The 22,384-nt window shown below is 70.7% G+C and carries 23 protein-coding genes; 13 read left to right on the top strand and 10 right to left on the bottom strand.

All coding sequences use genetic code 11. The features are described from left to right. Positions 1 to 2: 2 nt before the first annotated feature. From ABFJ78_RS48120 to ABFJ78_RS48080, 9 genes are all read right to left on the bottom strand, one after another. Positions 3 to 353, bottom strand: a complete 351-nt coding sequence (locus ABFJ78_RS48120; RefSeq protein ID WP_436394268.1) for a hypothetical protein — start codon at positions 351 to 353, stop codon at positions 3 to 5. Next, on the bottom strand, positions 350 to 1,105 hold the full coding sequence (locus ABFJ78_RS48115; RefSeq protein WP_436394267.1) for a LytR/AlgR family response regulator transcription factor: 756 nt from the start codon (positions 1,103 to 1,105) through the stop codon (positions 350 to 352). The genes ABFJ78_RS48120 and ABFJ78_RS48115 overlap by 4 nt, the downstream gene beginning before the upstream one ends. After that, positions 1,102 to 2,148, bottom strand: a complete 1,047-nt coding sequence (locus tag ABFJ78_RS48110; RefSeq protein ID WP_436394392.1) for a sensor histidine kinase — start codon at positions 2,146 to 2,148, stop codon at positions 1,102 to 1,104. The genes ABFJ78_RS48115 and ABFJ78_RS48110 overlap by 4 nt, the downstream gene beginning before the upstream one ends. Before the next feature lie 51 nt (positions 2,149 to 2,199). Continuing rightward, complete coding sequence (locus tag ABFJ78_RS48105) at positions 2,200 to 2,895, bottom strand: hypothetical protein (protein WP_436394265.1); 696 nt, start codon at positions 2,893 to 2,895, stop codon at positions 2,200 to 2,202. Positions 2,896 to 3,094: 199 nt separating this feature from the next. Then, complete coding sequence (locus ABFJ78_RS48100) at positions 3,095 to 4,090, bottom strand: ABC transporter substrate-binding protein (protein ID WP_436394264.1); 996 nt, start codon at positions 4,088 to 4,090, stop codon at positions 3,095 to 3,097. A gap of 40 nt (positions 4,091 to 4,130) precedes the next feature. Beyond that, positions 4,131 to 5,183, bottom strand: coding sequence for an ABC transporter permease (locus ABFJ78_RS48095; RefSeq protein ID WP_436394262.1), 1,053 nt, complete (start codon positions 5,181 to 5,183; stop codon positions 4,131 to 4,133). Continuing rightward, on the bottom strand, positions 5,180 to 5,944 hold the full coding sequence (locus ABFJ78_RS48090) for an ATP-binding cassette domain-containing protein (RefSeq protein ID WP_436394260.1): 765 nt from the start codon (positions 5,942 to 5,944) through the stop codon (positions 5,180 to 5,182). Before ABFJ78_RS48090 ends, ABFJ78_RS48095 begins: the two co-directional genes overlap by 4 nt. Further along, positions 5,941 to 6,987, bottom strand: a complete 1,047-nt coding sequence (locus ABFJ78_RS48085) for a class I mannose-6-phosphate isomerase (protein ID WP_436394258.1) — start codon at positions 6,985 to 6,987, stop codon at positions 5,941 to 5,943. Before ABFJ78_RS48085 ends, ABFJ78_RS48090 begins: the two co-directional genes overlap by 4 nt. Further along, positions 6,984 to 7,967 (bottom strand): LacI family DNA-binding transcriptional regulator, encoded by a 984-nt coding sequence (locus ABFJ78_RS48080; protein WP_086673103.1) that lies wholly within the window; start codon positions 7,965 to 7,967, stop codon positions 6,984 to 6,986. Before ABFJ78_RS48080 ends, ABFJ78_RS48085 begins: the two co-directional genes overlap by 4 nt. 308 nt (positions 7,968 to 8,275) lie before the next feature. Between ABFJ78_RS48080 and ABFJ78_RS48075 the strand changes: the two genes are divergently transcribed. The 12 genes from ABFJ78_RS48075 to ABFJ78_RS48020 all read left to right on the top strand — a co-directional run bounded on the left by ABFJ78_RS48075 (position 8,276) and on the right by ABFJ78_RS48020 (position 21,372). After that, positions 8,276 to 11,506, top strand: coding sequence for a GH92 family glycosyl hydrolase (locus ABFJ78_RS48075; protein ID WP_436394256.1), 3,231 nt, complete (start codon positions 8,276 to 8,278; stop codon positions 11,504 to 11,506). A 150-nt stretch (positions 11,507 to 11,656) separates the two neighbouring features. Continuing rightward, the gene (locus tag ABFJ78_RS48070; RefSeq protein WP_436394254.1) at positions 11,657 to 12,079 is read left to right on the top strand and encodes a hypothetical protein; all 423 of its coding nucleotides are present in this window, start codon (positions 11,657 to 11,659) and stop codon (positions 12,077 to 12,079) included. Positions 12,080 to 12,111: 32 nt separating this feature from the next. After that, on the top strand, positions 12,112 to 12,684 hold the full coding sequence (locus ABFJ78_RS48065) for a phage tail protein (protein ID WP_436394253.1): 573 nt from the start codon (positions 12,112 to 12,114) through the stop codon (positions 12,682 to 12,684). Between the two features lie 16 nt (positions 12,685 to 12,700). Next, positions 12,701 to 13,009, top strand: a complete 309-nt coding sequence (locus tag ABFJ78_RS48060) for a hypothetical protein (protein WP_360468459.1) — start codon at positions 12,701 to 12,703, stop codon at positions 13,007 to 13,009. Positions 13,010 to 13,107: 98 nt separating this feature from the next. Next, the gene (locus ABFJ78_RS48055; protein ID WP_436394252.1) at positions 13,108 to 13,386 is read left to right on the top strand and encodes a hypothetical protein; all 279 of its coding nucleotides are present in this window, start codon (positions 13,108 to 13,110) and stop codon (positions 13,384 to 13,386) included. Further along, a complete protein-coding gene (locus ABFJ78_RS48050) occupies positions 13,386 to 14,918 on the top strand; it encodes a phage tail protein (RefSeq protein ID WP_436394250.1) in 1,533 nt (510 codons plus the stop codon). The genes ABFJ78_RS48055 and ABFJ78_RS48050 overlap by 1 nt, the downstream gene beginning before the upstream one ends. After that, positions 14,900 to 15,757 carry a phage distal tail protein gene (locus ABFJ78_RS48045; protein ID WP_436394248.1) on the top strand — a complete coding sequence of 286 codons (858 nt, stop codon included), beginning with the start codon at positions 14,900 to 14,902 and terminating at the stop codon, positions 15,755 to 15,757. Before ABFJ78_RS48050 ends, ABFJ78_RS48045 begins: the two co-directional genes overlap by 19 nt. A gap of 16 nt (positions 15,758 to 15,773) precedes the next feature. Then, positions 15,774 to 16,778: a hypothetical protein gene (locus tag ABFJ78_RS48040; RefSeq protein WP_436394247.1), complete on the top strand. Its 1,005-nt coding sequence runs from the start codon at positions 15,774 to 15,776 to the stop codon at positions 16,776 to 16,778. Between the two features lie 9 nt (positions 16,779 to 16,787). Continuing rightward, on the top strand, positions 16,788 to 17,885 hold the full coding sequence (locus ABFJ78_RS48035; RefSeq protein ID WP_436394245.1) for a hypothetical protein: 1,098 nt from the start codon (positions 16,788 to 16,790) through the stop codon (positions 17,883 to 17,885). Continuing rightward, the gene (locus ABFJ78_RS48030) at positions 17,882 to 18,304 is read left to right on the top strand and encodes a hypothetical protein (protein WP_436394244.1); all 423 of its coding nucleotides are present in this window, start codon (positions 17,882 to 17,884) and stop codon (positions 18,302 to 18,304) included. The genes ABFJ78_RS48035 and ABFJ78_RS48030 overlap by 4 nt, the downstream gene beginning before the upstream one ends. A gap of 76 nt (positions 18,305 to 18,380) precedes the next feature. Next, positions 18,381 to 20,795 (top strand): GH92 family glycosyl hydrolase, encoded by a 2,415-nt coding sequence (locus ABFJ78_RS48025; protein WP_436394242.1) that lies wholly within the window; start codon positions 18,381 to 18,383, stop codon positions 20,793 to 20,795. 211 nt (positions 20,796 to 21,006) lie between these two features. Beyond that, complete coding sequence (locus ABFJ78_RS48020) at positions 21,007 to 21,372, top strand: DUF3817 domain-containing protein (protein ID WP_436394240.1); 366 nt, start codon at positions 21,007 to 21,009, stop codon at positions 21,370 to 21,372. Between the two features lie 49 nt (positions 21,373 to 21,421). Here ABFJ78_RS48020 and ABFJ78_RS48015 read toward each other — a convergent pair whose 3' ends face one another. Further along, positions 21,422 to 21,922, bottom strand: coding sequence for a MarR family winged helix-turn-helix transcriptional regulator (locus tag ABFJ78_RS48015; protein ID WP_436394238.1), 501 nt, complete (start codon positions 21,920 to 21,922; stop codon positions 21,422 to 21,424). Between the two features lie 78 nt (positions 21,923 to 22,000). Between ABFJ78_RS48015 and ABFJ78_RS48010 the strand changes: the two genes are divergently transcribed. After that, positions 22,001 to 22,303: a thiamine-binding protein gene (locus ABFJ78_RS48010; RefSeq protein ID WP_436394237.1), complete on the top strand. Its 303-nt coding sequence runs from the start codon at positions 22,001 to 22,003 to the stop codon at positions 22,301 to 22,303. The last annotated feature ends 81 nt before the right edge of the window (positions 22,304 to 22,384 follow it).

Raw genomic sequence — 22,384 nt, 5'->3', positions numbered from 1 at the left:
GGTCACTGGTCGTCCTCGAGGCGCTCGGCGCGGCGCAGCTGCCAGCGGGCCAGGACGGCCATCACGGGGTAGGGGAGGACCGCGATCATCAGCCAGGACACCGGGATTCCCAGCAGCCGCACGGTGTCCAGGCCCGGGAAGATCGCGAAGAGGCCGGGCAGGCCGAGCAACAACGCGAACATCAGGACAAGAGCGGGGATGCCGCGACGGCGTTGCGCGCGGTACAACGCGGTGGCGCGCTGGGTGTCGCTCGCCGGGAGCCGGGGCTGGCGCCAGCGGTGGCGCGACCGGCGGCGCGCGTGGGCGAGGCGGGTCTGCGGGCTCGTGACGGCGACCCGGCGGATCCTGCTCATCGCGCGCCCGGCCCGAGCTGACCGCGTTGCGCCGCTTCCAGCAGCCGGTCGCGCAGGTCGCGCGCGTGCCGGCGGCTGACCGGGACGTCGCCCGCCTCCGTGTGCGCCAAGAGCCCGCCCGCGCTGTCGCTGCGCAGCTCCAGCACCGCGCCCACCGACAGCAGGAACCCGCGGTGGACCCGGCTGAACCCCGTGCCCTCCCAGTACTCCTCGAGCCGCGAGATCGGCATCCGCACCAAGTGGACGCCACCCCGCGTGTGCAGCCGGACGTAGTCGCCGTGGGCTTCCACGAACAGCACGTCGTCGCGGCGGACGTACCGCGTCCGGCCGCCCGACTCCACCGGCAGCGCGGCCATCGCGTCCGGGGTCGGCCGCGACGCCGGGGTCGCCATCCGCAGCACCTTCGCCAGCGCCGCCGACAGCCGTTCCGCGCGGACCGGCTTGAGCAGGTAGTCGACCGCGCCGATGCCGTACGCCGTCACGGCGTGGCCGTCGTGCGCGGTGACGAACACGATCACCGGCGGCTCGCTCAGCTTCGCCAGAAGCGACGCGAGCTCGAGCCCGTCGAGGCCGGGCATCGAAATGTCCAGGAACACCGCGTCGAAGCGATCCGCCTGAAGCAGCTTCAACGCCTTCAGCGCGTCACCCGCGCCGACGACTTCGCCGACTTCGGGCGCTTCGCGCAGCATGCGGCACAGCTCGTCGAGCGCGGGCGCCAGGTCGTCGACGGCCAGTACCCGAAGCGAAGTCACGGCAGCACCCCCGGCTGGAACCGCGGCACCCGCACGATCACCCGGGTCCCGGCGCCGACCTCGGTTTCGACGGTCAGGCCGTACCAGGCGCCGTAGACGTCCCGCAGGCGTCTGTCCACATTGGCCAGCCCAAGACCCGCGGGGTCGTCCTCGCCGGTGCGCCCGGCCAGGATGTCCGCCGCGCGTTTCGGGTCCATGCCGACCCCGTCGTCTTCGACGAAGATCACGCAGTCGTTCCCTTCCGCCTGGCCGTGCACCTGGACCAGGCCGGTGCCCGAGCGCGGCTCGATGCCGTGCCGGATCGCGTTCTCCACCAACGGCTCCAGCACGAGGTACGGCACCGCGACGGCGAGGATCTCCGGCGCGACCCGCACCTGGACCCGCAGCCGTTCGCCGAGCACCGCCCGCTGCAGCGCCAGGTACGTCTCGATCGCGCGGAACTCTTCGGCGACCACTGTGTACTCGCCGTGGCGAGCGAGGCTGTAGCGCGTGTAGTCGGCGAAGTCGAGCATCAGGTCGCGAGCGCGGTCGGGGTCCGAACGCACCAGCGACGCGATGACGGTCAGCGCGTTGTAGACGAAGTGCGGCGACATCTCGGCCCGCAGTGCCCGCAGCTCGGCCTGCGCCGCCTGGTCCGCCGACGCCTCGAGCCGCCCGCGCTCGAGGGCCTGCACGACCAGATCCGCGGCCTGGGCCGCGACCGCCTCCCGGACGTCGCCGACGACCAGCAGCGCCCCGGCCAGCTCGTCGCGGACGTGCAGCGGCAGCACCAGAACGTCCGGCGCGGAGCCGGGTTCCTCGGTGTGGAGCACGCCGTCGAGCACCGTCGCGACGACCGCGTCCGGCCCGGGCCGTCCCGACCACAGCAGCGACCCGGACAGGTCGGTGAGCCCGAGCCCGGGGAAGCCGAACAGGCGCCGCAGACCGTGCGCGGCGCGGCGCGCGCGGGTGCCCGAGAGGCCGTCGCGCAGGTCGTCGGTGATCCGGCGGGCGGCGGCGAGCACCGGCAGCGGGTCGGCGCGGGACGCCGCGCGCAGGTGCACGGTCAACGGGCCTCCCCTCGGCGACGGTGTCCAGGGCAGTAGATCCTACGGCTACGCGGGGCCCTCCCGGTCGGCCAGCACCTGGGCGTGGCGGCGGAAGCGGCGCCAGGTCCGGTAGTCGTCCAGCGCCGTGACGTCGCCGAGCAGGCTCGTGTTCGCCGGGTACGGCCGGTCGGGCAGCGCGATCCAGCCGGTCGTCCGGGTCTCCTTGACCGCGACCGGCACCGGCCGGAACGTCGTCGGGTCGAGGCCGTCGCTGTGCCGGACGACCTCCTCGAAGAACCACGACGACGTGATCAGCCCCAGCACGCCGGGCGACGCCTTGAGCGCCTTCTTCAGCGGCGCCGCGTCCAGGAGCCGGAACGCGTGGTTGATCGCCGGGGCGGTCACGCCGTGGTCGTCGAAGGCGACTTCACCCGCGTGCAGCGCCATCCGGAGCCGGATCCGGGCGCCGGCGTGGTGGGTCAGGTTGTGCCGGTGCAGCGCCACGGCGAGCGCGTTGGGCAAGAACTCGACGAAGAGCCCCTTCGGGATCTGCGGCGGGGCGAGGACGAAGACGCCGTCCCCGCAGTCGTCGCTCCGGCAGGCCGCCCAGGGGACGCCCGCGTCGTCGAACGCCCGGCCGAGCGCGCGGTAAAGCCCTTCGCGCATCGCCAGGCGGTCCGGTGTGGTCCTGCGCTGATCGCCGTAGCCCTCGACGTCCACGGCGAAGATCGTCCGGTGGATGGCCGGCCGCTCGTAGTTCATCGCACCCTCCCTGCGATCATGCATGTGTAAATGCATGTGCAGATGAGTGTGACGGGGGACACCCGGGCGGGGGAACGGCTCGTGCGGTGAGCGGTGCTCCCGCCGCGGTGACCGGCGGTGACCGATCACCGGCGGTGAAACACCTGGTCAGAACCCTGCGGGCGGTGCGCACACCACCCGCAGGGATCTGACGGACAGGTCAGCAGGACTGCTTGTAGAAGTACTGCGAGTTGGCGTCCATGTCCGCCTTGGTGATCGAGTGCAGTTCCGCGGTGAGGTTCCGCGTCACCGGCTTGCCCTCGATGGCCGCGACGGCCTGCTGGACGCCCTGGGTGCCGATCGAGGCCGGGTCCTGGGCGATGAGCGCCTGGTACTGGCCGTTCTTCAGGCCCTCGACCTCCGACGGGCTGGCGTCGAAGCCGATCAGGTTGACCGCGCCGACCTTGCCCGCGTTGCGCAGGCCGGTCGCCGCGCCCTCACCGGTGTTGAGGTTGGTCGCGAAGACGCCGATGAGGTCCGGCGTGGACGACAGGGCCGCCGTCACCTTGGCCGCGGCCTGCTCCGGCTCGTTCTGGGTGAACTGGATGCCGATCGACTTCAGGTTCGGGGTGTTCTTCAGCTCGTCCTCGAAGCCCTTCGCGCGCGCGGCGGTCGTGGACGTGCCGGCGATCGTGTCGAGGACCAGCACCGAGCCGCTCTTGCCGGCGGCCAGCTTCGCCATCGTCTGGGCGGCGAGCTTGCCGCCGGCGGCGTTGTCCGACGAGATCGACGACACGGCCACGCCGGTGTCCTTCAGCGCGGTGTCGACCTCGACGATCTTCGAGCCGCGGGCCTTCACCTGCTGGATCGGAGCCAGCATCGCGGTGTCGTCGGTGGGGGCGATGAGCAGCGCCGCCGGCGGGTTCGAGCCGAGGGCGTTGACCAGCTGGGTCTGCAGGGGCGCGTCGAACTTCTGCGGCGCCTGCGTGGTCAGCTCGTAGCCGAGCTTCTTCGCCTCGGCCTCCGCGCCACACTGCAGCGAGATGTAGAACGGCTCGGCCTGCACACCCGGGATCAGCGCCAGCTTCTTGCCGCCGACCGGCTGGGCCGAGTCACCGGACCCGGTTTGCCCGACCGTGCCGGAGCCACAGGCGGTGAGCAGGGCGGCGGCGGAGACCACGGCACCCATGGCGGTGAGGGTCTTGGTCAGTTTCATAAGCACCTCGTTGTACTTGGGGGACTGTACTTGTGGGGGTTCAGCGGGAGTTGCGGCGACGGCGGCGGCGCTGGTCGAACCAGACCGCGGCGACCAGGACCCAGCTGACGATGAACATCTGCCAGAAGTCCTGGACGTGGATGATGTTGAAGCCCTTGCGCAGCACCGCCGGGATGAAGACCCCGATCACCGTGCCCAGGATCGTGCCGACCCCGCCGAACAGGCTGGTCCCGCCCATCACGACCGCGGCGATGGCGTTGAGGTTGTCGGTGGTGTGCCCGGAGATGGTGGTCGAGTTGTAGTAGGCCAGCGACAGGAACCCGGCGATCCCGGCCAGGAAACCGGTGAGCGTGTAGACCTTCAGCAGGTGCGCGGTGACGCCGATGCCGACCCGCCGCGCGCCCTCGGCGTTGGAGCCCACCGCGAACGTGTACCGGCCGAACTTCGTCGTCCGCAGCAGCCAGGCCCCGATCACGGTGATCACGATCGCGACGATCACCAGGTTGGGCACCACGCCGAAGGAGGTGCCGTAGCCGAGGGTCTGGGTGAGCGCGGCCGGCACGGTACGCAGGTCCGAACCGCCGTTGAGCAGGTACGCCGTGGCCAGCGCCGCCCCCATCGTGCCGAGGGTGACGATCAACGGCGGGAGCTTCGCCAGTGCGACGAGAGCGCCGTTGATCAGGCCCCAGATCGTGCCGGTGACCACGGCGACGACGAGCCCGACGACGATCACGCCCCAGCCCGCCTTCGACGCGTCGCCGCCGGACAGCGCCTCCATCGTCTTGCCCCCGACCATGCCGGAGAGGATCAGCACCGAGCCGACCGAGAGGTCGATGCCCGAGGTGATGATCACGAACGTCATGCCGACCGACAGGATCAGCAGGACCGAGGACTCGATGAACAGCGTCTGGAAGGTGAACAGCGTCGGGAAGGTGTCCGGGGCGATCACGCTGAACATCACGATCAGGAGCAGCAGGACCAGGCCGATCCAGAACGTGTTGGCCTCCACCAGGCGCTTGCCCAGCGGGCGCTTGCCGAAGCCTGCTTCCGGCGACTCCTGGATGTCCTTCTGAGCCGGGGTCGACACGGTCACGCGGCCTCCTCCTGCACGAGTGCGCCGGTCATCGCGGCGACGAGGTCTTCGAGTTTCGTGTCCGGCCCGGTGAACCGGGCGACGCGCTTGCCGAGCCGCAGCACCTCGACGCGGTCGGCGACCGACAGCACCTCGGGCATGTTGTGGCTGATCAGCACGACGGCGATGCCCTTGTCGCGCACCTTCTTGATGACGTCGAGCACGCGCTCGCGCTGCACGACGCCCAGCGCCGCGGTCGGCTCGTCCATGAACACGACCTTCGACGCCCACACGACCGACCGCGCGACCGCGACGCTCTGCCGCTGCCCGCCGGACAGCGAGCCGATCGGGACGTCGGTGCTCTGCAGCGTCACGCCGAGGCGTTGGAACTCCTCGACGGCCTGGCGCCGCATCTCGGCCTTGTCGAGCATGCCGAGCTTGCCGAGGATGCCCTTGCGGTGGATCTCGCGGCCGAGGAAGAGGTTGGCCGCCGGGTCCAGCTCGGGGGCGACGGCCAGGTCCTGGTACACGGTCTCGATGCCCAGCCGCCGCGCCGTCGTCGGCGAGTCGAAGTGCACCGGCTTGCCGTCGAGGAGGATCTTCCCCGACGTCGGCTGCTCCGCGCCGGAGAGGCACTTGACCAGGGTGGACTTGCCGGCGCCGTTGTCGCCGATCAGCGCCGTCACCTCGCCCGCGCGCGCCTGGAACGACGCGCCGCGCAGGGCTTCGACGGATCCGTAGTGCTTGGTCAGCTCGACCGCGTCCAGGAGGATTTCGCTCATCCGTGCCTCTCTTCCGGCGCCGGCGGCCGGCAGCGGATCACCGTCGCCGTGCCGGACAGCTCGGTCTGGCCGGCGTCGAACGGGACGACGTAGGTGTCGCCCTTCGCCAGCGCGTGCTCGCCGCCGTGCTCGGTGCGAAGGGTGCCTTCCCCCTCGAGGACGACGAGCACCGCGAACGACGGGTCGAGTGACAACGTTGTCACCTTGTCCGTGCGAAGCTGCTCGGCTCGGAAGAACCGCTCCGATCCGCCGGCCAGCAGGTCCACAGTGGACGCGTGATCGCCCGCCGTGCGCTTGATGATCGTCTCGAGGCGCTCGGGGTCCCAGCCGGACGTGTCCAGCGCCTGGATCGCGGTGTCGAAGCCGATCCCGAGGTGACCCTTCTCCGGGGACGCGAGGAAGTCCCGCCACTCGATCGTCAGGGAGAAGTCCGTCGGCTGCTGCAGTTCGACGACGAAGACGCCTTCGCCGATCGCGTGCGGCAGGCCGGCCGGGATGTAGACGGTGTCGCCGGCGGTCACCGGGACGCTGTTCAGCGCGCCCAGCATCGACGGCACGTCCTGCTCCCGCGTCCACTCGGAGACGGTGTCCTTCGCCAGCGTCTCCTTGAAGCCCGGGTACACGCGCGGGTCGTCGCCGTACGTGCCGACCACGATCCACGCCTCGGTCTTGCCGAAGTGCGAGTCGAAGTGCTGCTTCGCGAACGCGTCGTCCGGGTGGAAGTGCACGGGCAGCCGCTGGCCCGCGTCGAGCAGCTTGACCAGCAGCCCGGTCGACGTCCCGAGCGCCTCGACGTGCTTCGCGCCGAGCCAGCCGTTCGGGTTCGCCACGACGGCGTCGCGCAGCCAGGCGCCGTCCGGGAGCCGGGTCAGGCCGTTGGTGTCCTGGCCGAACATGGTGGTCGCCGAGGCGACCCAGTCCTCGGGGCCGAACTTCTTGCCTGGAGTGTTGCTCGACGCGCCGCGCAGCGCCGCGATGGCGTCGCCCCCGCGGTAGAACTGCGGCGGCTGGTTGGCCGGGAGCCGGATGGGTTCGAGGGTCACGGGGCGACCTCACCGGAACCGCGGGCGACGAGATGCACGGGCAGGACTACCTTTCTGGGCGGGGACTGATCTCCTTGGACGCGCGCGAAGAGCAGCTCGGCCGCGGCGTGGCCGAGCGCGCTCACGTCGTGCGCGACGACGGTGACCGGCGGGTCGAGCAGGTCCGCCAGCTCGAAGTCGTCGAAGCCGACCATCGCCGGGCGGTACTCGGCGTGGGCCAGCGCGCGCAGCAGGTGCACGGCGACCCGGTTGTTGCCCGCGATCACGGCGGTGGCCGCGTCCGGGCCGTGCAGCAGCCGCTTCACGGCGTCGCCGATGCCCTCCTGCGTCGGCGTCCGCATGGAGACCAGCGACTCGTCGTAGGAGATGCCGTTGCGGACGCACCCCTCGCGGAACCCGCGCAGGCGCTCGGCCGCGGTGAAGATGTCGGGGCTGTCGCCGAGGAACGCGATCCGCCGGTGGCCGTGCTTCGCCAGGTGGGTGACCGCCTCGATGGTGCCGCCGAGGTTGTCGACCAGCACGGTGTCGGCCACGATGTCGCCGGCCGGCCGGTCGATGAACACCACCGGCGTGCCCGCGCGCATCTCCGGCACCAGGTAGCCGTGCTGCAGGCCGGCCGGGACGACGAGGATGCCGTCCACCCGCCGCGCGCAGAACTCCAGCACGAGCTCGCGCTCGCGGTCGGAGTTCTCCTCGGACGAGCCGGTGAGCACCTGGCGGCCGAACGACGTCGCGATGCGTTCCACCGCGCGGTTCAGCTCGGAATAGAAGGGGTTGCCGACGTCCTCGACGATCAGCCCGATGGTGCCGGTCGTCGACCCGCGGCGCAGGTTGCGCGCGCCCAGGTTGCGCCGGAACCCCAGCTGCTCGATGGCCGCCATCACCCGCTCGGCGGTGTCCGGGTGCACCGCCGGTTCGTCGTTGACCACGCGCGAGACGGTCTTGATGCTCACGCCCGCGAGCCGCGCCACGTCGCTCATGGTGGCGCGTCTGCTCGCGGTGCGCGGGGCACCGTCCCGGTCCCGGCCGGGAGGAGACAACGTTGTCATAGTGCACGGGATTGAACGCCACAGGCCAGTGGGTTGTCAACGGTCTGTGCGTGGATTGTGCCGATTCGGCTACCGACGTCGTAGGGCAGACGGCTGATCATGGTGTCCTGAAGTGGACAGGTCTTGACGAGACCTCTTGACGATCCGGTGAGCCGCTGCCCAAGGTGACCCGGTTCGACCGACTGCGCGACAAGGTTGTCATCCCACCGTTTCTGGTCGCGCTGACGAGGTGAAAGGCGATGGCCATGGCGCGATTGCGCTTAAGAGCCGGTTTGACCTTTTTGACACTGGCGGTGACGGCAGCGGTGGCTCCCGCTGTCCCCGCCGCGGCGGCCACGACCACGGATTTCGCGAAGTGGGTCAACCCCTTCGTCGGCACCCGTCCGGGTGGCGCCGACCACGGCACCGGGGGCGGTGCCGGCAACACGTTCCCGGGTGCGGTCGCGCCGTTCGGCATGGTCCAGTGGAGCCCGGACACGGTGAAATCCCAGCCGGGCGGGTACTTCTACGACGACAACGCCCTCACCGGCTTCAGCCTGACGCACCTTTCGGGCGCGGGCTGTTCGACCTATGAGGACATCCCGTTCATCCCTTATGTCGGTGAAGTGACGACTTCCCCGGCCACCGACCCCGCGCACTACACGTCGAAGTTCTCGCACGCCAACGAACACGCGACCGCGGGCGCCTACGACGTCACCCTCGACAGTGGAGCGAAGGTCGAGCTGAGCGCCACCCAGCGCACCGGTTCCGCGCGGCTGACCTACCCGGCCGGCGCGTCCTCGACGCTGCTGGTCAACACCTCCGGCTCGGTCAACGGCACCGACGACGCGTCGATCACCATCGGCAAGGACACCATCAGCGGCTGGGCCACGAGCGGCCGCTTCTGCGGGGCGCAGAACAGCTACCGCGTCTACTTCTCGGCCAAGTTCGACACGCCGTTCGCGTCCATCGGCACCTGGAAGAACGGGGCCGTCACGCCGAACAAGGCCGCGGAAACCGGTGGCGCCAAGGCGAAGGTGGCGCAGCCCAACGGCGTGAACGCGTCGATCGCGCGCACCACCACGGCCAAGCAGCAGAACACCACCGTGTCCGGCCCGGGCAGCGGCGGGTACGTCACCTTCGCCAACCTCAACGGCGCCCAGGTGAACGTCCAGGTCGGACTGTCCTTTGTGTCCGTCGACGGCGCGAAGGCCAACTTGAAGGCCGAGAACACCGGCAAGTCCTTCGACACCGTCGCGGCGGGCGCGCGCAAGGCGTGGAACGCGCAGCTGGGCAAGATCGCCGTCACCGGCGGCTCGGACGCCGACCTGACGACGTTCTACACCTCGCTGTACCACTCGCTGATCCAGCCGAACGTCTTCTCCGACGTCAACGGGCAGTACATCGGCTTCGACGGCCGGATCCACACGGCCGACAAGGGCCACGCGATGTACACCAACTTCTCCGGCTGGGACATCTACCGCTCGGAAATCCCGTTGCTGGCGACGATCGCGCCGCACGAGACGTCCGACATCGTCCGGTCGATGATGGCCTACGCCGAGCAGGGTGGGTCGTGGGACCGCTGGACGGTCGCCAACGACTACACCGGCGTCATGAACGGCGACCCTTACCACATCATCGTCTCCAGCGCGTACGCGTTCGGGGCCCGTGACTTCGACGCCCAGAAGGCGTTGCTGCTCATGATCAAGGGCGCCACCCAGCCGACCCAGGGCTACACCGAGCGGCCGGGCCTGGACGACTACCAGAAGCTCGGGTACGTGCCGGGCGCCGGCGCGGACACCCTCGAATACACCAGCGCCGACTTCTCCATCGCCCAGTTCGCGAAGCGGCTCGGCGACAGCGCGACGTACACGACGTTCATGAAGCGCGCGCAGAACTGGCAGAACCTCTACAACCCGGGTACCGGGCACCTGCAGCCGCGCAACGCCGACGGCTCGTTCGCCGGCACCTACGACCCCGCCAGCTCGCAGGGCTGGGTCGAGGGCAACGGCGCGCAGTACGAGTGGATGGTGCCCTACGACCTCGGCGGCGTCGTGACGGCGTTCGGCGGGAACACCGCGACGCAGTCCCGGTTGGACACCTTCTTCACCCAGCTGAACGCGGGCACGCAGGAGCCGTACGCCTTCATGGGCAACGAGCCGAACTCCAACGCGCCGTACGTGTATTCGTACGCGGGCGCGCCGGCCAAGACCCAGGGGATCGTGCACCGCTCGATGGACGAGCTGTACAACCCGCGTCCCGAAGGCCTGATCGGCAACGACGACCTCGGCCAGATGTCGGCCTGGTACGTCTGGTCGGCGCTCGGCATCTACCCGGAGATCCCGGGCCGCGCCGAGACGCTGCTCGTCACCCCGCGCTTCGAGCACGCCGTGCTCACCACCGGCGCGGGCAAGAAGATCACGATCAACGCGCCGGGCACCGGCGACTACGTGGGCAGCCTCAAGGTCAACGGCGGCGCGGCGGCGAAGGCGTGGCTGCCGGAGGCGCTGATCTCCAGCGGTGGCACGCTCGACTACACCCGGTCCGCCACGGCGACCTCGTGGGGCAGCGCGACGGCCGACGCGCCGCCGTCGTTCCGCGAGCAGGAGAAGCCGAGCCTGTCCTTTGTGGACCCGGCCCGCGCGGTGACGCCCGCGGGGTCGACGTCCCAGGCGTCCGTGGGTGTCCAGGACCTCTCCGGCGTCGCCCGGACCTGGACCTACAACGCGGGCAGCGTCGACGGGATCACGCTGACCCCGGCGACGGGCAGCATCGCGGTGCCCGCCGCGGGCAAGGCCCAGGCCGAGCTCACGGTCAGCGTCCCGGCCGGCCTGGCCGACGGCGCGCGGCGCATCCCGGTGACGTTCACCGCGCCCGGAGTCGCGTCCTCGCAAGCCGTCCTGACGGTGCTCGTGGCGCAGCCGAACAGCTGGCTGGCCACAGTGAACAACGCCGGCATCTCCCCGGATTCGAACTCGGGCGCGGCCAACTTCGACGGCGGCGGCTGGAGCTACTCGGCCGACGCGCTGGCCGCGGCCGGCGCCACCCCGGGCGGGACGGTCACCAGTGACGGCATCAAGTTCACCTGGCCGTCGTTCCCGGCGGGCGACCCGGACAACGTGGTCGCCGGTGGTCAGACGGTCAACGTGAGTGGCTCGGGCCGGCTCGCGCTGCTCGGCTCGGCGTCCAACGGCAACGCGTCCGGCACGCTGACGATCACCTACACCGACGGCACGACGTCCACGGCCACCATCGGGTTCTCCGACTGGACCCTCGGTGGCGGCGGCGCCCAGCCGGCGTTCGGCAACCGGATCGTGCTGTCCACGCCGTACCGCAACGCTTCGGGCGGCGACCCGCAGCAGATCCGCACGATGGTGTTCGGCACCAACCCGATCACGTTGGCCGCGGGCAAGACCGTTGCCAGCGTGACGCTGCCGGGCAACGTCAGCGGCGGCGCACTCCACGTGTTCGCCATCGGCATCGGCGCCTGACCCACGAAGACGACGGCCCCCTCCCGCACGGGAGGGGGCCGTTCCCATGTCCGGATCCGGCCACTGCCGTCGCCCGTTCGGCCCCTTACTCGCGATGATCTCTGCGTTACGTTGGTCCGGCCCAAGGGGAGTGGGGAGGTGGGGTCGCGCGTGCCGGTTTCACCGGAACCGTTGGTGTTCCCGGACGTCGAGCAGGCTGTCGCGGAGTTCCTCCGCGCCCGGCCCGAGCTGTCCGGCGTCCCGGTGGGATCGTCGGTCCCGCCGGGCTTCGACGGCACCCAGCGCGCCGTCGTGCTCACCCGGCTCGGCGGCGTCTACCTCGACGACGACCGGCTCGACAACGCGGAAGTGCGGCTGGACTCCTACGGACCCGGCAAGACCGACGCGCAGGCCGTCGCGCTCGCCGTGCGGGGCGTCCTGTGGCTGCTCGCCGAACCCGGCGGCGGCACGGTGTTCTCCGACGTGACCGAGCTCCAAGGGCCGTGCTTCGTGCTCGACCGAAGGCATTCCGACGCGAACCGGTACGTCATGCGGTACCGGTTCGTCGCGCGGGTCCAATCCAGACCGGCCTGAGCGGGCCGGGTGCTGCAGTGGGAGGGCTGTCCATGCCAGGACTGAACGCCAGCGAGATCCGGGTCGCGGGAACCGGGGCCGTCTACGTGGCGCCGGCGCACACGTCGCCCCCGGCGGACTTCACCAAGAAGTGGGAGTCGCCGTGGACCGACCTCGGCTACACGACCGCGGACGGGGTCAAGTTCGTCAAGAAGGACAAGCTCGACCCGGTGGACACGTGGCAGTCGGTCGCCGCGATCCGGTACGTCTTCAGCGATCGCGACTTCTCGGTGAAGTTCTCGCTGCTGCAGATCAACAGCGACACCCTGCAGTTCTTCTTCAGCTCGCCCGCGCCGACGGCGGCCGGCGTGTACGACATCGCCGCCGCGCCGAAGGTCGAAGAGCGCGCGCTCGGCATCGAATTCTCCGACGGGGACGTCAAGAACCGCTTCTACATCCCGCGCGGCGTGGTCACCGAGACCGACGAAACCGCGATCACGCGGACGTCGGCGATCAAGCTGGGCGTGACGTTCACGGCGATGACGCCGATCAACAGCGCGTCGGAGCCGCTGGCGCGGTGGTCCATCAGCGAGGCGGCCGCCGCGGCCGCCGGGACGTCCGAGTAACGGGGGAACGCACCACATGGCGAAGTACGACGTCAACGCCGCGCGGGCGCAGCGCCTGGAAGCGCTGGGGGAGCGTTGGGAGTTCGAGCTCGACGGCGATACCTTCAGCCTGCCGACCGAGCTGCCGAGGGACGCGGTGAGCAAGCTGGCGGCGCTCGATCCGTCCGATCTGGACGGTCTGCTGCAGGTCCTGCTCGGCGACGAGCAGTTCAAGCGGCTGGACGACCACTCGCTCAGCGTCCAGGACGTCCAGGCGCTGCTGGAGGCCTACGGTCGCGACACCGGTATGGCGCTGGGGGAATCCTCGGCCTCGACGCGCTCCTGAACGAGCACGGCGAGGCCGTCGAAGCCGACCTGCTCCGGTTCTACCGGGTCGACCTGCTCGACTACTACCGCGGCCGGCTCTCGCCGCGGCGGCTGCGGGTGCTCATCCGCCACCTGCCCCGGGAGTCCGCGCTGGTGCGCGCGCTGCACGGGGACGCGGCCGAGTGGGGCCTGACCGAGCACCTGCTCGCCGGCGCCGTCGACGAGCTGGCCGTCGGCAACTGGCTGTTCGTCACGGCGAACTCCGGCGAGCAGGCCGATCCGCCACCGCGCCCGCGGCCGGTGCCCCGGCCCGGCGCCGAACCGGAGCCGGACCCCGCGGCCACCCCGGCCGAGATCGCCGCGTTCTTCGGCGCGCCCGCACGAGGAGGTGACTGATGCCCGAAGCAACTTCCGCCGTCGCGGGCGCGCAGGCGCAGACGAACGCCTTGGTGGCCGCCATCCAGAAGTCGATCACCGACGCCGTCGCCGGCGCCGCGAACAAGATATCCACGAAGTTCGCCGAGCGTGTCGACAAAGAGCTCGCCGAGATGACGACGAGCTTCAAGGCAACGCACCCGGCGGTCACCCAGGCCGTCACCGACGTCGTCGGCTACACGGACGCGGTCAAGACCACGTCGGTCGCGATCCGGGACAGCGCCAAGCAGCTCAAGGAGACGAGCGCCGCGGTCAAGCAGCTGCCGGCGTCCATCCGGGACGTCCGGACCGGCCTGCGCGACAGCGCGACGGAGGCGGCGAAGCTCGGCCGCGACCTGAAGCAGATGATCGCCGGCGTGCCCGGCATGGTGCGGGACCTCGCGACCGCCATGAAGACGAACCTGATCCAGGGCTTCAACGCCGTGCGCCAAGGGGCGGTGCAGGGCGCGAAGGCCGTGCTCGACTTCGCCAAGTCGACGTTCACCTTCTCGAACATCCAGAAGGCCGCGACGGCCATCACCGTGATCTTCAAGACCGCCGTGAAAGGGCTCGGCGACGCGTTCCGGGCCAACCCGATCGGGTTCGTCGTCACGATCATCACCTTGCTCGTCGGGGCGCTGATCCTCGCCTACCAGCGGAGTACGACGTTCCGGAACATCGTCAACGCGGCCTTCGCCGCGGTGCGGTCGGTCGTGACCGCCGCGATGGGCAAGGTCCGCGAGATCATCAACGCGGTCTGGCCGGCGGTGTCCAAAGTGGTCCAGGTCGCGGCCAAACTGGTCCGCGACTACGTGAGCACCTACTTCGGCGCGGCCCGCAAGGTGGCCGAAACGGTGTGGAGCGCGGTGAAGAAGGTCGTCACCGGCGCGGTGAACACCGTGGTCGCCACGGTCAAGGGCGTCGACAAGGTGGCCGGCATCGTCAAGGGCGCGTTCGACCAGGCGAAGACGGCGGTGAGCGGCGCGCTGTCCGGCATCGTCGGATTCGTGAAGGGGCTGCCGGGCCAGATCGTCAAGGCGCTCGGCAACCTGGGCCGGACGCTCTACGACACCGGCCGGTCGCTGATCGACGGTTTCCTCAACGGCATCCGCGACATGGCGGGCAGCATCGTCTCGACGCTGCAGAACTCCGTGATCGACAAGATCCCCGGCCCGATCCGGAAGGCGCTCGGGATCAGCTCGCCGTCGCGGGTGATGGCGCGGATCGGCACCGACATCGGCGCCGGGCTCACCACCGGCATCGACTCCACTCGCGACCGGGTGGCCGAGGCGATGACGAAGCTGGTGCCGCTGCCCAAGTCGGCGACCATCGCCCCCGCGCTCGCCACCCTGCGCACCAGCCTGGCCGCCCACGTGACCGGCCCGCTGGCCCGCGCGGCTCCGGCGGCCGCCGCCGGCGCGGTCACGGTGAACGTGCACCCCCGCGCCGGGCAGTCGGAGTACGAGATCGGGCGCATCGCGGCCAGGGAGGTGGCATGGGCGGCGAAGCGGTGACCCTGGTGCTGCCGGTGTACGAAGTGGACGGCTGGGCGGGCAACACGATCGACCCGGACGGCGTCGAATGGTGGGTGACCAAGGAGGACGGCTGGTCCGGCGGCCCGGGGGTGCGGCTGGAGCTGTCCGACCGACCGCAGCGCGACGGCGGCTTCGACGCGCCTTCGTTCCGGTCGGCGCGGGTGATCACCCTGGAGGGGACGGCGATCGCGCCGGACGGGCCGGCCCGTGAGCGGGCCAAGGACCGCCTGGCCGCCCTGCTCGCGGACGGCTCCCGGTTGACGCCGCTCGTGGTCGCCGAGCGCACGGTACGCCGGAGTGCCCAGGTGCGGCTGTCGTCGGCGATCAAGATCGTGGACACGACGCCGGTGAGCTTCGACTGGTCGGTGCAGGTCACCGCCCCCGACCCGCTCCGCTACGGAGATCGGCACCAGCTGACCTGCGGGCTCCCGCGGCCGGGGCCCGGCGTCGTGTTCCCCGTGCGGTTCCCGGTCCGGTTCGGCGATCCCTCGGACGGCCGGCTCGTGCTGGTCAACCAGGGTACGGCGACGGCGTGGCCACTGTGGACGATCACCGGCCCCTGCGTGCGGCCGGTGCTCCGGAACACCGCCACGGGGGACCGGCTCGAGTTTTCGCTTTCCCTGGTCGAAGGGGACGAGCTGACCGTCGACACCGCGGCCCGGACGGTGACCTACAACCAGGCGTCCCGCCGGGCCGCCCTGGTCCCCGGATCACGCTGGTTCGGGCTGAAACCGGGGGCCACCACGGTCACCTTCGGCGCGTTCGACGAAACCGCGTCCGCCACGCTCACCGCGAGCTGGCACGACGCCTGGATCTAGAGGGGGACGGAGAACCATGGTGGAACGGAAACCGGTCTGGGTGGACGGCGTCCAGGCGAGCGAAGCGCGGCTCGCCAACGCCGTATTCCTCCAGGGTGAAGGCGCGGGCGACGCCCTGGACGCGGTGCGCGTGCGGCCGGGGGTGCGCCCGGCGGGGGCGAACCCGGGACAGGTGACGGCGAGCTCGAACACCGTGACCGTGCAGCCGTTCCAGGCGGTGGTCGCCGATTCCGCGAACCCGGCGAGCGGGCCGTACGTGGTCACCCTCGAAGCCGTGCAGACGTTGCCGCTCCCGGCCGCGCACGCGTCGCTGGCGAGGATCGACCTGGTGGCGGCCGAGGTCGCCGACGACGGTTTCTCGGTGAATCTCCACGTGGGTGAGCCGGCGAGCAGCCCGGTGCCGCCGGCGCTTTCGACCACTTACCTGCCCCTGGCCCAGATCTCGGTCAAACCGGGGCAGCAGCCGGCGATCACCGATCTCCGCCGGTTCACCGCCGCCGCGGGCGGCATCCTGCCGGTCCGGGCGGCCGCCGAACTGCCGACGGTGGCCCAGGCGAGCCCGGGCCAGTTCGCCTACCGGCTGGACTCCGGGGAGTTGCAGGTCTTCCGCGCGGGCGGCTGGCAACGGTTCAAGCAGCCCCGCAACCGGTGGCAGTCGCTGCAGCTGAGCTCCGGCTGGTCGCCGTACACCGCCGGCGGGGTGTCCTACCACCCACCGGGCTGCCTGGTCGGTGAGGACGGCTGGGTGCACTTGCGGGGCATGCTCAAGCGGCCGGATGGCACCATCACGGCCACATCGATCCAGATCGCCGCGCTGCCCGCGGCCGGGCCCGCGACTCCGGTCAGCGTGCCCGCGGCGCAGGCGGTGCTCATCGCCATGGGGGGCGGTGCGGCTTTTCGAGTGGAGGTGTCCACCGAAGGAAAGGTGGTCCTGTACTCGTCCACCGCGTCGCCGGTCACGTATCCCAGCTGGCTTTCCCTGGACGGACTGTCCTTCCCGAACTCGACGATCTTCGACTAGGCGAACCGGATGGGCGCGACCTACACCTACCTCATCGCCGATCTGCGGACCGGCACGATCCTCGACGAGCTGCCGTTGTCCGGGGTCTCCTTCGACAAGAAGCTCAACGACGCCGGCTCGTTCCGCGGCCGCCTGCGGGTCGACGACCCCGAAATCCGCCTCCGCGAACCCCGGGTGCTCGCCGAACCCGGGCGCTGCGCCCTCTACGTCGACCGGGACGGCGACCTCCTCTGGGGCGGCATCGTCTGGACCAGCCGCTACAGCGCGGCCGGCGGGGTGCTGGAGCTCGGCGCCGCCGACTTCCTTTCCTACTTCGACCACCGGCTCGTGCTCGATCCGGCGGACCTCACGGCGACCGTTCCGCTCGGCGGCGACCAGCTCGGCGTCGCCCGCCGGCTGGCCGGTCTCGTGCAGTCCCATGTGGACGGTGACCTGGCCGTGCGCGTGACCGGGCCGGCCACCTCGGGGGTGACCCGCGCGCTGAGCTACGCGCCCGCCGACCTCAAGGTGGCCGGTGAGGTCCTGCGCGACCTGGCCAACACCGACGACGGTCTCGACTTCGCCTTCGACGTCCGCTACGACGCCGGCGGAATTCCCGAACGCCTGCTGAACCTCGGCTACCCCCGGCTGGGGTCCGCGGCCGGGGCGGACGCCTACGTCTGGGAGTACGGCGCGAACCTGGTCGACTTCGTCTGGCCGAGCGACGCGGCGAACATGGCCACGCGCGTGCTGGGGACCGGTACCGGCGGCGTGGTCGTGCGGGCCGATCCGGCCGCGCACGACGCCGGCTGGCCGTTGCTGGAAGCGGCGGCCGCTCCGGTGGACACGGCGGACGCGGCGATGCTGACCGCGCACGTCGCCGGGGAGCTCGCCGCCCGGCGGCGGCCGGTCGTGCTGCCCGAGCTGACCGTGCGCGCCGACCTCGATCCCGTCGTGGGCTCGTACTCGGTCGGCGACGACGTGCGGGTGGTCGTCGACGACCCGTTCTTCGCCGGCGACCAGCTCGACGTGACCGTCCGGCTGCTCGGCTTGGCGGTGACCCCCGGCGACGACGCCGGGCAGGAAGAGGTCGTGCTGACCGTCGCGCCCCTGCTGGCGCCTTCGTGAGCCGCGTCAACCAGCCCGACACGCTGGTTTCGGTGCTGCGGGAGATCCAGCGGCGGCTTCGCGTGCTCGAAAGCACGCGCCGCACCACGACGTTCGCCGCCGCCCGCGCCCCGGCGCCGGTGACGGCGTTCCAGCCCGCGCGGCCGCAGGAGTGGCCCGGTACGGAAGCCACCGAGTGGGCGCCGCTGGTCCGGCTGCTCACCCGGCCCGGCGAGGTCCTGGTCGTCCTGGACGTCGTGGCGGACACCGCGGGCGAGGCCCGGGTGCTGGTGGACGGGGAAGTGGCGGCCACCGTCGAGGTGGGCCGGCACGAGGTCACCGTCACCGCGGGTGCCGCGCTGACCGAGCTGGTGGTCGAAGCGCGGCGGACCGGGGCCGCGGGGACGGTGCGGGTGACGGCCTTCGCGCTCGCGGGCTGACGGCTGTCCGGAACGAGACAGGTATTCACCGCCCTCTTGACCGGTTCGTCGGGCGTTGCCGAAGGTGTCCTCGGGGATGACATCGTTGGCAGGAGGAAGATCGGTGAAGAGCAAGGTCCTGGCGGGCGCGCTGGCGCTCGCCGTGGTGGCGACGGGGGTGAGTCCCGTCGTCGCGGAAGCTTCGGGTGGCGACGCCCTCGACGCCGTCAACACGTTCATCGGCACGCAGGACGAGGGCAACACCTTCCCGGGCGCCTCGGCGCCGTTCGGGATGACGCAGGTCAGCCCGATCACCTCGCACTACGCCGGCTACCGCTACACCGACACCGCGATCCGCGGCTTCGGGCACTTCTTCCTGTCCGGCGCGGGCTGCTGGGAACAGGGCGGTCTCGTCTCGACGCTGCCGACGACCGGGGAAGTCGGCCCCGGCAAGGCGTTCGACACGACGAAAGCGTCCACTTTCGACCAGAAGCTCTACGCGGCGCCGTTCACCCACGACGGCGAGATCGGCAAGCCCGGCTACTACAAGGTCCACCTGACCGGCTACGGCGGCGTCGACGTCGAGACGACCGCGGCGACCCGCGCCGGCGTCGAGCGGTACACCTTCACGAAACCCGGTGACGCCAACGTCTTCGTCAACGTCGGGCAGGCCAACGACAAGGAACCGGTGACGGGCAGCAGCATCCGGGTCGTCGACGACCGGACCGTCGAAGGAACCGTGGAGTCGCAGGCGTTCTGCGGCGGCAAGGCCTACACGACGTACTTCACGACGAAGTTCGACAAGCCGTTCAAGTCCTCGGGCACGTGGTCGCCGGACGGCGGCACCCCGGGCAGCCGCGAGTCGAAGGGCGGCGCGGGCCTGCGCGGCGCGTGGCTGACGTTCGCGGGTGGCGGGCAGGTCACCGCGACCACCGCGATCTCCCAGGTGGACGCGCAGGGCGCGCGGGTCAACCTGGCGGCGGAGAAGATCCGGTCGTTCGACGCGGCCAAGGACGCGGTCCAGCGCACCTGGCGCCACGAGTTGTCCACTGTGGACATCAAGGGCGGCTCGACCGACGACCGCACGGTGTTCTACACCTCGCTCTACCACGCGTTGCTGCAGCCGCTGACGGCGAACGACGCCGACGGCCGCTACTACGGCTTCGACAAGAAGATCCACCGCGCGGTCGGCTGGACCTACTACGACTTCTTCTCGCTGTGGGACACCTACCGCTCCCAGAACCAGCTCCTGGCGCTGCTGCGGCCCAGCCGCGCCAAGGACATCGCCAAGAGCATCCTCGCCATCCACGACCAGGGCGGCTGGCTGCCGCGGTGGGCGTACGCGAGCCAGGAGACGAACACGATGACCGGCGACCCGGTCACGCCGTTCCTGGTGGACCTCTGGCGGTTCGGCGCGCTGTCGGGCGAGGAAGCGCACGCCTACCAGGCGCTCCTGCAGAACTCGCGGGAGATCCCGCCCGCGTCGTCGCCGTTCCAGGGCCGCTCCGGCAACGCCAGCTACCAGGCGGACGGGTTCGTCCAGTACGACCCGAACTTCCCCAAGAAGGGGCAGGACACCGACCCGAACCACGGCGCGTCGGCCACCTTGGAGTACGCGCTCGGTGACTGTTCGCTGTCGGTCATGGCGGCCGCGCTCGGCAAGAAGGACGACGCCGCCGCGCTCGAGGAGAAGGGCCGGACCTACCGGACGCTGTGGGACGAAACGCAGACCGACCGCGGCTTCACCGGCTTCTTCCGGCCGAAGGTCCTCGGCGGCGACTGGTTCTCGCCCGCCGACAAGCCCTACAGCCCGCAGAGCCAGGACGGCTTCCACGAGGGCACGGCCTGGCAGTACCAGTGGCTCGTCCAGCAGGACGTCCCCGGGCTCGTCGACCGCATGGGCGGCCCGGCGGCCACCGGCAAGCGCCTCGACGACTTCTTCGCCTACGACGAGCTGCTGAAGAACCCGGCGACGGCGGTGCGCGAGAACTGGGTCGTCGGCCCGTACGACTACTACGACCAGTTCCGCTACAACCCGAACAACGAGCCCGACCTGCACTCGCCGTGGATGTACGCGCTCACCGGGCAGCCGGCGAAGACGTCGGCGGTCGTGCGGGCCGCGCACACGCTGTTCACCAACGCGCCCAACGGCGTCACCGGGAACGACGACCTCGGCACCATGTCGGCCTGGTACGTCTTCAGCGCCCTTGGTCTTTATCCCGCTGTCCCGGGTACCGGGAACTTCGTGCTGAACGCGCCGCGGTTCGCCAAGTCCGTGCTGCACCTGGAGAACGGGCGCGACGTCACGATCAAGGCGCCCGGCGCGGACGGCTCGGAGCTGCAGTACGTCTCGGGCCTCAAGGTCGAGTCGCGCGCCAGTGACCGCGTGTACGTCAACGTGGACCAGCTGAAGCGGGGCGCGACGCTCGACTTCCGCCTGACCGCCGACGCCGCCACGGCGACGTGGGGGACGTCACCCGCGTCCGCCCCGGTTTCGCCCTGCGCGGAGTAGACAAAGGACGCTCACGGCCGTGGTCCAGACCACAATGGACCACGGTCGTGAGCAGGGTCACGGGCCCCGGTGTTCCCGTGAGGGCCGTCACGCCTCACACTGGTACCAACACGTCCGACAGCGCCGTTGACGTACAAGGCAAGTCCGCCTTGGACGGTGTGTCGGGCGTTTTCGTGTGTTCGAACGTGGTGAGACCCCACAGGAGGAAGAAGTGTCCAGCAAGGCCGCTCTAGTTTTCCGCGTGGCCGCAGTCGCCGAAGCCCTTTCCTGGGCGGCACTGCTTGTCGGGATGTTCCTCAAGTACGTCGTCCACTCCTCCGGCGAGGGCGGCGTGCCCGTCATCGGCATGGTGCACGGCGTGATCTTCGTCCTCTACGTGGTCGTCTCCCTGTCCGTGGCGAAGCCGCTCGGCTGGCGCCCGAAGACGCTGGTCCTCGCGCTGCTCGCCGGCATCCCGCCGCTGTTCACGTGGCTGTTCGAGAAGTGGGCGCTGCGCAACGGCAAGCTCGACGGCCCGCAGCGGCTGTCCCACGGCGGTGTCGGCCTGTTCCAGGCGCAGGAACCCGTCGCCGCCTGATCCCGGTGCATGAGAAAGGCCCGCGCTCGACGAGCGCGGGCCTTTCCGCTTATTCGGTGAAGTCGCCGGCGGCGCGGCGGACCTTCGTCAGCAGGTCGGTGAGCTGTTCGGTCTGCCGGTCGGTCAGCCCGTTGAGGCCGAAGTCGATCTCCGTCACCGCGGCCGTCGCGGTCTCGCGGCGCTTGCGGCCTTCGTCGGTGATCTCGACGAGCGTCGTGCGCCGGTCCGTCGGGTGCGGGACGCGCTTGACGAGCCCGTCGCGCTCCAGCCGGTCGACTATGTTGGTGACACTGGTGGGGTGCAGCTGGAGCCGTTCGCCCATCACCCGCATCGGCAGGCTGGCGCTGCGGGCGAAGGTGAGCAGCACCAGTGCTTCGTACCGGGCGAAGGTCAGGCCGTGCGGCTTGAGCGCGCCGTCCACCGCGGACTGGATGATCTGCTGGACGCGCATCACGCCGGTGACCGCGGCCATGGTGCCGGCGGGCCCGATCCGGGCCTCCCAGAGCTGTGCCGCACGGGCGATCGGGTCGAACGGCAGCGGACGGTTCATGACACGCGAAGTTACCAGCGGGTACCGGCGGGTGTCGCACGACCGGCGGAAAGAACACCGAAGAAGGGACTTCCGAGCATGATCGTCGCGTTCAGCGTGAGCCCGTCCGGGGGAGAGCCCGACGGCGGGGTGAGCGAGGCCGTCGCCCGCGCCGTCAAGGTGGTCCGGGAATCGGGCCTGCCCAACTCGACCAACGCGATGTTCACGAACATCGAAGGCGAGTGGGACGAGGTGATGGACGTCGTGAAGCGCGCGGTCGAGGCGGCGGGCGAAGGCTCGGCGCGGGTCGGCCTGGTGCTGAAAGCGGACATCCGCCCCGGCTTCACCGACCAGCTCGAGGCCAAGGTGGACCGCATCGAAGCCCACCTGCGCGAGTCCTGAGCCCCAAGCGCCCCAATGGGGTTGTTTCATCCTGGTTGTGGCTGGTCAGGGTGCTGGGGTCCTGGTGGTTGCCTGTGGTGG

Source organism: Amycolatopsis sp. MEPSY49, assembly GCF_051337345.1.
In the GTDB taxonomy this organism is placed as follows: domain Bacteria; phylum Actinomycetota; class Actinomycetes; order Mycobacteriales; family Pseudonocardiaceae; genus Amycolatopsis.
This window is presented reverse-complemented; position numbering and strand designations above follow the sequence as displayed.

Bases quoted from the DNA above. Each gene is read 5' to 3' on its own strand.
- ABFJ78_RS48120 (WP_436394268.1), bottom strand. From the start codon at position 353: ATGAGCAGGATCCGCCGGGTCGCCGTCACGAGCCCGCAGACCCGCCTC.
- ABFJ78_RS48105 (WP_436394265.1), bottom strand. From the start codon at position 2,895: ATGAACTACGAGCGGCCGGCCATCCACCGGACGATCTTCGCCGTGGAC.
- ABFJ78_RS48100 (WP_436394264.1), bottom strand. From the start codon at position 4,090: ATGAAACTGACCAAGACCCTCACCGCCATGGGTGCCGTGGTCTCCGCC.
- ABFJ78_RS48090 (WP_436394260.1), bottom strand. From the start codon at position 5,944: ATGAGCGAAATCCTCCTGGACGCGGTCGAGCTGACCAAGCACTACGGA.
- ABFJ78_RS48080 (WP_086673103.1), bottom strand. From the start codon at position 7,967: ATGAGCGACGTGGCGCGGCTCGCGGGCGTGAGCATCAAGACCGTCTCG.
- ABFJ78_RS48075 (WP_436394256.1), top strand. From the start codon at position 8,276: ATGGCCATGGCGCGATTGCGCTTAAGAGCCGGTTTGACCTTTTTGACA.
- ABFJ78_RS48065 (WP_436394253.1), top strand. From the start codon at position 12,112: ATGCCAGGACTGAACGCCAGCGAGATCCGGGTCGCGGGAACCGGGGCC.
- ABFJ78_RS48060 (WP_360468459.1), top strand. From the start codon at position 12,701: ATGGCGAAGTACGACGTCAACGCCGCGCGGGCGCAGCGCCTGGAAGCG.
- ABFJ78_RS48050 (WP_436394250.1), top strand. From the start codon at position 13,386: ATGCCCGAAGCAACTTCCGCCGTCGCGGGCGCGCAGGCGCAGACGAAC.
- ABFJ78_RS48045 (WP_436394248.1), top strand. From the start codon at position 14,900: ATGGGCGGCGAAGCGGTGACCCTGGTGCTGCCGGTGTACGAAGTGGAC.
- ABFJ78_RS48040 (WP_436394247.1), top strand. From the start codon at position 15,774: ATGGTGGAACGGAAACCGGTCTGGGTGGACGGCGTCCAGGCGAGCGAA.
- ABFJ78_RS48035 (WP_436394245.1), top strand. From the start codon at position 16,788: ATGGGCGCGACCTACACCTACCTCATCGCCGATCTGCGGACCGGCACG.
- ABFJ78_RS48025 (WP_436394242.1), top strand. From the start codon at position 18,381: ATGACATCGTTGGCAGGAGGAAGATCGGTGAAGAGCAAGGTCCTGGCG.
- ABFJ78_RS48015 (WP_436394238.1), bottom strand. From the start codon at position 21,922: ATGAACCGTCCGCTGCCGTTCGACCCGATCGCCCGTGCGGCACAGCTC.
- ABFJ78_RS48010 (WP_436394237.1), top strand. From the start codon at position 22,001: ATGATCGTCGCGTTCAGCGTGAGCCCGTCCGGGGGAGAGCCCGACGGC.